The sequence below is a fragment of the Novosphingobium sp. genome (genome assembly GCF_049240505.1).
Lineage (GTDB): Bacteria > Pseudomonadota > Alphaproteobacteria > Sphingomonadales > Sphingomonadaceae > Novosphingobium.
This window is the reverse complement of sequence record NZ_JBMLSM010000177.1, coordinates 1-8,472: the sequence shown is the minus strand read 5'-3', so window position 1 is coordinate 8,472 and position 8,472 is coordinate 1. Positions and strand designations below refer to the sequence as shown.

The 8,472-nt window shown below is 61.6% G+C and carries 9 protein-coding genes and 1 tRNA gene; 1 reads left to right on the top strand and 9 read right to left on the bottom strand.

Annotated features, from left to right (window positions below):
* Positions 1-118: 118 nt before the first annotated feature.
* The 9 genes from ACOVQ0_RS14345 to ACOVQ0_RS14305 all read right to left on the bottom strand — a co-directional run bounded on the left by ACOVQ0_RS14345 (position 119) and on the right by ACOVQ0_RS14305 (position 8,248).
* Complete coding sequence (locus ACOVQ0_RS14345) at positions 119-289, bottom strand: hypothetical protein (RefSeq protein WP_421885714.1); 171 nt, start codon at positions 287-289, stop codon at positions 119-121.
* Positions 286-1,053, bottom strand: coding sequence for an MBL fold metallo-hydrolase (locus ACOVQ0_RS14340; RefSeq protein ID WP_421885711.1), 768 nt, complete (start codon positions 1,051-1,053; stop codon positions 286-288). The genes ACOVQ0_RS14345 and ACOVQ0_RS14340 overlap by 4 nt, the downstream gene beginning before the upstream one ends.
* Positions 1,050-1,826 (bottom strand): TatD family hydrolase, encoded by a 777-nt coding sequence (locus ACOVQ0_RS14335; RefSeq protein WP_421885721.1) that lies wholly within the window; start codon positions 1,824-1,826, stop codon positions 1,050-1,052. The genes ACOVQ0_RS14340 and ACOVQ0_RS14335 overlap by 4 nt, the downstream gene beginning before the upstream one ends.
* The gene (gene metG, locus ACOVQ0_RS14330) at positions 1,826-3,391 is read right to left on the bottom strand and encodes a methionine--tRNA ligase (RefSeq protein WP_421885709.1); all 1,566 of its coding nucleotides are present in this window, start codon (positions 3,389-3,391) and stop codon (positions 1,826-1,828) included. The genes ACOVQ0_RS14335 and metG overlap by 1 nt, the downstream gene beginning before the upstream one ends.
* 35 nt (positions 3,392-3,426) lie before the next feature.
* Complete coding sequence (locus ACOVQ0_RS14325; RefSeq protein WP_421885706.1) at positions 3,427-4,383, bottom strand: DNA polymerase III subunit delta'; 957 nt, start codon at positions 4,381-4,383, stop codon at positions 3,427-3,429.
* Positions 4,380-5,006: a dTMP kinase gene (tmk, locus tag ACOVQ0_RS14320; RefSeq protein WP_421885704.1), complete on the bottom strand. Its 627-nt coding sequence runs from the start codon at positions 5,004-5,006 to the stop codon at positions 4,380-4,382. The genes ACOVQ0_RS14325 and tmk overlap by 4 nt, the downstream gene beginning before the upstream one ends.
* Positions 5,003-6,133, bottom strand: coding sequence for a D-alanyl-D-alanine carboxypeptidase family protein (locus ACOVQ0_RS14315; protein ID WP_421885717.1), 1,131 nt, complete (start codon positions 6,131-6,133; stop codon positions 5,003-5,005). The genes tmk and ACOVQ0_RS14315 overlap by 4 nt, the downstream gene beginning before the upstream one ends.
* Positions 6,134-6,231: 98 nt before the next feature.
* The gene (locus ACOVQ0_RS14310; protein WP_421885701.1) at positions 6,232-7,218 is read right to left on the bottom strand and encodes an SPOR domain-containing protein; all 987 of its coding nucleotides are present in this window, start codon (positions 7,216-7,218) and stop codon (positions 6,232-6,234) included.
* Complete coding sequence (locus tag ACOVQ0_RS14305) at positions 7,202-8,248, bottom strand: lytic murein transglycosylase (RefSeq protein ID WP_421885698.1); 1,047 nt, start codon at positions 8,246-8,248, stop codon at positions 7,202-7,204. The genes ACOVQ0_RS14310 and ACOVQ0_RS14305 overlap by 17 nt, the downstream gene beginning before the upstream one ends.
* A gap of 132 nt (positions 8,249-8,380) precedes the next feature.
* Between ACOVQ0_RS14305 and ACOVQ0_RS14300 the strand changes: the two genes are divergently transcribed.
* A tRNA-Ser gene (locus ACOVQ0_RS14300) sits at positions 8,381-8,470 on the top strand.
* Positions 8,471-8,472 lie beyond the last annotated feature (2 nt).

Sequence of the window (8,472 nt, the reverse complement as noted above, 5' to 3'; positions counted from 1 at the left end):
TGGGGCTGAAGCCTCAGAAATCCTCGAATTTCGCACTTCAAGGTAGAATCCACCGGTGTTTCTATTCTGATTTGATAATAAGTATTATGTAAATTGCAGGTGCCGCTGGAGCGTCGGATCACCATCCGATCATCGTGAACACAAGCGCGACCGCCACAAACAGGAACGCCCAAAGCGCGCCCATTCTCAGTCCATCGGAAAGTCCTATCTGTCGCCCGCGCAAGTTGGCCATGAGCAAGACCAGCGCCATCGCAATGCCGATCAGCCTGACAATCTCGTCGCCGTTCACACCACGATCTCCAGTCCATCGTATGCCGGCTCTATGTGATCCGGCGTCTCGGCGCAGAGTGTGCGGTAATCCATCGATTTGTCGAGATGCGTCAGCACACCGTGCCCTGCGCGTGTGGCGCCGATCAGTTCCAGCGCCATGCCCAGATGGGAATGCGTCGGATGCGGTTGCCGCCGCAGACAGTCCACCACCAGCACATCGACCTTGTAGAAAAGGTCGATCATCTCGTTGGTAATCTCACTGAAGTCTGTTGCGTAACCGATTGTTTTTCCGCCCTGATCGAAGCGGTAAGCGGTCGATTGCGCTGGGCCATGAGGCATCTGGCAGTGGCCTACGCCAATCCCGCAGATCATGCGGACACGGTCCAGATTGTCCAGCTCACAGATTGTGTGATAGCCGTGCTGTCCGGCAAAGACATAGCCAAAGCGCTGGCGCAACCGGCGCACCGTTTCGCTTGCTGCATAGCCCGGAATTGGCCCACCGCGACCGTAACGCAGCGGGCGCAGGTCATCTATACCGTGGCAATGGTCTGCGTGATCATGGGTCCACAGAACGCCGTCCACGCGGTCGATTCCGCAGGACAGAAACTGCTGGCGCAAGTCCGTTGGCGTATCCACCAGCAAACGGCTTCCATCGTTGCCTTCCACAATGATCGCCACACGTGTGCGCTGGTTTCGCGGCTCGTTCGGGTCACAATCGCCCCAGTCGTTGCCAATACGCGGCACCCCGGTCGATGTGCCTGAACCGAGTATGGTCAGTTTCACAGAACGGCCTTGCTGAACAGCCGGAAGAAGTTTGCGCCCGTGGTTTCGGCCAGCGCTTCCGTGCTGGTCCCGCGTAGCCCGGCCACAAAGGCGCAGGTATCGGCAACGAACGCCGGCTCGCAGGTTTTTCCACGATGGGGCACCGGTGCCAGAAACGGTGCATCGGTTTCCACCAATAGCCGATCTTCGGGCAACTCTACAGCTATCGCCTGCAAGTCCTTGGCATTCTTGAATGTCACGATGCCGGAAAGCGAAATCGAAAGGCCCAGTTCCAGCATCTTCGCCGCAAAAGGTGCAGAGGCGGTGAAGCAGTGGATAAGCGCCGGGAAGGCCCCCTTCCCCATTTCTTCCTCGATAATCCGCGTCGTGTCATCTTCGGCATCGCGCGTATGGACGATCAGCGGCAGTCCGGTTTCGCGCGCTACCCTGATATGCACCCGTAAGAGATACTGCTGCACCTGCCGGTCGGAATGGTCGTAGTAGTAATCGAGGCCCGTCTCGCCGATACCAATCACACGCGGATGCGCTGCGGCTTCCAGCAGCACCGCTTCGCCCAGATCTGCGTGTTCGTCGGCCTCATGCGGGTGAATACCCACGCTTGCCCAGACGTCGCTTTCCTGCTCTGCGGTGGCGATAATATCGGCCCATTCGCGCTGGCGTGTCGAGATGTTGAGAAAGCCTCGCACGCCGCTTTCACGTGCGCGATCAAGAACTTGCCCCTGACTTTCGACAAGGCCCTTGTAGTTCAGGTGGCAGTGTGAATCGATGAGCATCATGCCGAGGCAGGCTCTTCAGGCAGTTCGAGACGGGGAAACGCCGGAAGTGGCTGACCCAGATTTTCGCCTGTGGTCACGCGCGCCATATACCAGTCCGCATCGGTCAACGCACCAAAACCGCGCCCTTCAGGCGGAATACCCAGTTGGTCCAACACCTTGGCCGCTGCACTTGGCACCACAGGCGAAATCGCAATGGTCAGATCGCGGATCGCCATGAACAGCGTCAGCAGAACGGCTTTCATCCGTTCGGGATCGGTTTTGCGCAATGCCCACGGTGCCTGTTCATCGACATAGGCGTTGCAGGCGAACACGCCCCGCATCCACGCCTCGATCCCGGCGGAAAAGTTCATCCCCTCAAACTCGCGCGGCAGTTCCTCTCGGCAAGCATTGAACACCGTCGCCAGCAGAACATCATCTGCCTCGGTCGTCTCAAACTTCGCAAGTTCACCGCCCATGTTCTTGAAAATCATGGAGAGTGTGCGTTGCACCAGATTGCCATAGCTGTTCGCCAACTCGGCATTGCATCGCATGACGATGGCTTCGGGCGAGTAGGAGCCGTCCTGTCCGAATGCCACTTCGCGCATCAGGAAATAGCGCAGCGGATCGACGCCGAACCGTTCGGCCAGTTCCAGCGGGTCAGTCACATTGCCGAGCGACTTTGATTCCTTTTGTCCCCGGTTCAGCAGAAAACCGTGGCCGAACACCTGTTTGGGCAGCGCCACATTGGCGCTCATCAGGAAAGCAGGCCAATAGACAGTGTGGAACCGGACGATATCCTTGCCAATCAGGTGGAGATTTGCAGGCCAATACTTTGCAAAATCACCACTTTCGTCAGGGAATCCCAAACCGGTCAGGTAGTTGGCCAGAGCATCGACCCACACATACATCACATGCCCGTCGCTGCCCGGAACCTTGATTCCCCAGTCAAAGCTGGTTCGTGAAACCGAAAGATCGCGCAATCCCCCTTCGACGAAGCGCATCACCTCGTTGCGGCGGCTGTCGGGCTGAACGAATTCGGGATGCTCTTCGTAAAGCTTCAGCAGTGGCTCGGCATATTTCGAAAGCCTGAAGAACCAGGATTCCTCGACCGTCCATTCAACCGGCGTGCCCTGCGGAGACAGTTTTTCACCACCTTCTCCGGCTACCAGTTCGCTCTCATCGTAGAAGGCCTCGTCGCGGATCGAATACCAGCCTTCATACCGGTCCAGATAGAGGTCGTCGTTCGCTTCCATCCGGCGCCACAATTCCTGCACGGATGTGTGATGGCGCTCCTCGGTTGTGCGGATGAAAACATCATACGAAATATTCAATTCATCACACATCTTGATGAAATGCGATGACATTTCATCTGAAAGTTCGCGCGGTGTCACGCCCAGTTCGCGGGCTTTCTGCGCCATTTTCAAACCGTGCTCGTCCGTCCCGGTCTGGAAGCGAACATCGCGCCCCATCGCCCGCTGGAACCGCGCGATCACGTCGGCAGCAATCGCTTCATAAGCGTGGCCGATGTGCGGCTTGCCATTGGGGTAGGAGATGGCGGTGGTGATATAGAAGGGTTCGCCCATCGGGCCGGTCGCTTTCTTGCAAGGAATCTGCGTGATTATCGCGCGCCTTCCCTAGTCGGCGCGGCCGATGCCAGCAAGGAGCCGATTTCCATCATCAGCATTGCCGGATCAAAGTTGTATATCGGCGCTTCGCCTGCCAGCTTTACCAGCCGCGCGTGGGTTTCGGCCAGCCGCAGTCTTGCGGGATCATCCGCCCGATCAAGCGCGCGAACCACGGTCATGCGTGCCGCCTCGATTGCTGCGCCAATGCGTTCGCGGTCCGGCCTTGCGCCGATTGCACCGGTCAGTGCGCCGCGCAAGGAAAGATCGCGGTCACCAAATTCGATCAGCTTTTCAAATATCGCCTGCGCCCGGCCAAGATCCTGTTCGGCAAAGGCCAGCGCCGCGCCGGGCGACCCGCCTGAAACCGCCAGCGCTGCCCGCCGTGTTTCGGCATCGAGTTCGGGTGCTGCCTCATCAAGTGCGCGCGCTACTTCTGCATCGGTGAGCGGATGAAACCGCACGATCAGGCACCGAGAACGGACTGTCGGTAACAAGCGTCCCAAAGCGTGAACGACCAACAGAAAAAAGGTGCCCTGCGGCGGCTCTTCCAGGCTTTTGAGCAGCGCATTGACCGCGCTCTTTTCCAGCAGATCGGCAGAATCGATGATCACCGCCCTGCGTGCCCCAAGCGTTGGCCGCGTCGTCAGCCGGCGCTGCAAGGCGCGCACCTGATCGACCGATATGCTGCGTTTGAGCAGGTAGGGCTTACCCTCGTCACGTTTTTTCGCCTCGTCGTCATTCGCGGGAAGCGGCGAAAGCGTCAAGATATCGGGGTGCGCCTCAACGGCGGGCTGTGGCACACCCGGTTCGGCCACGAGTTCCGCCGCCGCAGCGCGCGCGAAGCTCGCCTTCCCCAAGCCTTCGCGTCCGGCCAGTAGCCAGCCATGATGCATTCGCGCACCATTCATGGCAGAGCGCCATGCGCGCCACGCTTCATCATGCCCGATCACGCCAGAATACCTTTCAGCGCCGCCATGATGCGGGCGTGAACCTCGTCCGGCGTTCCTTGGGCGTCCACCACGGCAAAGCGCATCGGCTCAGCTTCCGCAAAGCTTCGAAAGGCTGTGGCCACGCGGGCGTGGTATTCCGCCCCACGTCCACCAATCCGGTCGGCGGTATCGCCATCGCGCAGCGCAAGGCGCGATGCCGACACCTCTGGCGCGACGGTCAATAGCACCGTCACATCGGGCAGCAGGCCTTCGCTGCCGATCCTGTGGAGCGCCATGACGTCATCGTCAGAAAGCCCCCCGCCCCCGCCCTGATAGGCGCGGCTGCTGTCGACGAACCGGTCGCAGACCACCCACACCCCTCTCGCCACGGCAGGCCGTATCAGCTTTTCAACATGATCAGCGCGCGCGGCGGCGAACAGCAAGGCTTCGGCCCTGGCCCCCCAGCCTTCGCCTTCAGTCGAAAGCAGCATGGCCCGGATAGCTTCGGCCCCGGCGGTCCCGCCCGGCTCTCGCGTGGCGACGACTTCGATGCCACGCGCGCGAAGAGCCTCCACCAGCAGCCGCCCTTGCGTCGATTTGCCAACGCCTTCGCCACCTTCCAGCGCGATGAACCGCCCGCTCACAGTCCGAACATCCCGAACGCGCCATTGCGCAACCGGTCCAGCACGTCACCTCGGGGCACGTCCGCGCCTGCAACCAGTGGCAAGGTGTGAGCCGGCTCGCCCGGCACCCGCACTATCAGGCTTGCCACCGTTTCGCCCTTGGCAACCGGCGCTTTTACCGGCCCCTTGTAGCGCACAGACAGCGAATAGCGCGCTTTCGAGCCGCGCGGCACCGTTACCGTGAGCGCGCGGGGGGCAACCAGCGAAACCTCCCGCTCAGCCCCGCCTTGCACCACAGCCTTCGCCACCGGGGTGCCCTTGGCGAACAGCGGCTGCGCTTCCCACGCGGCAAAGCCCCATTCGATGAACTCGCGCGATTGCTTTGCCCGCAGATTGGGCCGATCATACCCGCCCACGACCATCACCAGCCTGCGTCCGCGCCGTTCAGCAGAGCCAACAAAGCCATAACCGGCCTCGTTTGTGAATCCCGTCTTCACCCCGTCCGCCCCTTCGACGACACCGTAAAGCGGGTTGTGGTTGGGTTGCGTGATGCCACCCCATGTCATCTCCGCATGGCCATAGAACCGCCGGTACAACTCGGGAAACCGCGTCATCAACGCGCCGCTCAACGTGGCGAGGTCGGCTGCGGTGACATAGGTCTGCCCCTCGTCCATCCACCCGTTCGGCGTGTTGAAATGGCTGTCGCGCATACCGAGTTCAGCCGCAGCTTCATTCATCAGGGCGGTAAAGGCGGGCACCGATCCAACTGCGCCTTCCGCCAGCACCACACAGGCATCGTTGGCCGAAACCGTCACGATCCCCTCGATCAGTTCAGCAACGGTCGGCTGCGCTTCAGCGGGCAAAAACATCGTGCTGCCCACGTTGCGCCATTGCCGGAACGTTTCGCGCCGGATCGGGATTCGCTGGTCGAGCCTGAGCTTGCCCTTGGTGATCAGATCGAACGCGACATAGCTCGTCATGATCTTGGTAATCGAGGCTGGCACGAACCGGCGATGCACATCGCGCGCATAGAGAACACGGCCTGATCCCACATCAAGCAAAAGCGCGATCGGCGCGTCGATCTGCGGCATGGAGGCCAACGCGGCCTGTGTGGCAGGCGCAGGCGCAGCCGCTTTGACCGGCATCATCCCCGCCGAACCAACTACCAGAACCGTCAAGATTTTCGCGCGCAACTATCGTCCCCGGAATATCCGGGTCGCCCGTGCAACGCAGATCGAGTGTCAGATCACGGCGCGGTTACGACCCGTGCATCGGCATAGCCCGCCGCGCGCACCTTCGCCAGCGCCGCATCGGCTTGTCCACGATCCTTGTACGGGCCAGCCCGCACACGCCACAGCTTGCCTGCTGGTGACGCCACGCCGCCCACCGCCTTGGCCGCCGCTTCTGCCCGCGCCTTGGTGGAATAGGCACCCACCTGCACGAACAGGCCCCTGGCTGGTGCCGCTTCGGCTTTGGCAGGAGCCTTCTGGACGGGCTTCTCAACAACTGGTGAGGATACAGCCTTGGCGGGAGAAATTTTCTTTTCAGGAGAAGTTTTTACCGGTAGTTTCTCAGGCGCAGTCACAGGTTTGGCAGCAGGCACCGCCATCTTGTCCGCTGGTGCAGCGGGTAACGTCTTGGTCGCAGGAGCAGCATCCAGCACAGGCTGACTCGCCACCGCCGCGATTCCCAACTTCCGCCGCAATGCCGAAAGCAGGCCCGGCGGCGTATCCATGCGCGCAGGCGCATTGGCCCCGCTGCGCAGCAAGGCACGCTCCGCTTCGGGCGGGTTGACCCGGCGTACCCGCACCGGCACCCGTCCACCCGCTGAGGCGCCCAGTTCCGCCCACGCCCCCGGTGACAGCGAAACCAGATCACCGCCCGTCATCGGCCCGCGCTGCGTCAAGCGCACGAGAATCGTCCGGCCCGTTTCGAGCGATGTCACCTCGACATAACTCGGCAAAGGCAGCGTGCGATGCGCCCCGCTAACCCCATCTCCACCGGCAACTTGTGCATAGCCCACCGAATCATAATTCAGCGTATCGGCAGGCGTATAAGTCACCCCATCCACCACAAACGGTTCACCCAGAACCATCGGATAGTCTCCGGCGGGGCCACGCACGGCGGCTTCGGAAGCCCCGGAAACGCTTGGCTTCACGGCGGCATTGGCCCCGCCACAGGCGGCCAGAACCAAAGTGGCGGCAATCGCGGTCAGGCTAGCGGCTGATCTCATCTGCAAGAAGTCCCACGGACAGAGCGTAAAAGTTCGAGCAGTTGTAATCGAGGATAACCCTATAATTTCCGGTTAGCAGATAGGCGGTCTTCCCTTGCCCATCCGGTTCCAGCAAACTGGCCATCACATTGTCGGCAGGCCACGCGCCTGATCGGGGCACGATTCCCAAGGCTCGCCATTCGGCCATCGTCTTCCAGCCAGAGTGCCGGTCGAACACGCGCGGACAGCGCGGGCTGACCATCGTCGTGCCCAAGCTGCCCCGATCAAGTCCGGCCGGAACCGAAACCGCCACGCCCCAGGGTTGGCCCGTGCGCCACCCCGCATCACGGAAATAGTTGGCGATCGAAGCCAGCGTATCGGTGCGGTTGCTCCAGATATCGGCAAAACCGTCGCCATCGCCGTCGGCGGCCACGCGCAGATAGACCGATGGCAGGAACTGCGGATTGCCAAAAGCCCCCGCCCAGCTTCCGACCAGTTTCGATCGCGGCACCCCGCGATCAACCATCTTCATCGCCGCAATGAATTCATCGGCAAAAAGTTCGCGCCGCCGCCCTTCGTAGGCCAACGTCGCCAGCGAACGCGCCAGATCGAAATCGCCGGTATAGCCGCCATAATCCGTCTCATGCCCCCAGATCGCCAGCATCATCTTGGCGGGCACGCCATAGCGCCGTTCGATGGCATCGACCTGCCCCGCCGCCGCCGCCAGCTGTCGCCGCCCCCGCGCGATTCGCGCCGCGTCCACATGGCTGCGCCGATAGGGTTCGAACGCTGGAATCGTTCCCGATGAAGACCCCGGCTGCGCCCGATCCAGTTGAATGACCCGGCGGTTCAGCGTCAGCCCCTGCGTCATTGCCGTGATGGTCGATTCCCGCACGCCCTCTGCCCGGCCACGTGCGGCCAGAAGCTGCAGATATCCCTGAAACCCTTGCTCCTCGGCGTCCACCTGACCCACCGCAGGCCCGGCAGCAAGCAACGCCAGAGCCACAACACCGGCAGCCCGCAGGCCACCTATCCTTCTCAGCAATCCCATGACGTGAGTCTCGCACGGTTCGATAGCGATGGGAATCCCCTTTGCGTCCGAAGCGGAAAGCGCTAACGGCGAACCGTTCCCCGGCTCCGACCGATGGAATCCGCCCTTGCGATTCTGATCGCATCGCGGCGCGGACAGGTGGCCGAGTGGTTTAAGGCAGCGGTCTTGAAAACCGCCGTGGGTGGAAGCTCACCGTGGGTTCGAATCCCACCCTGTCCGCCAGC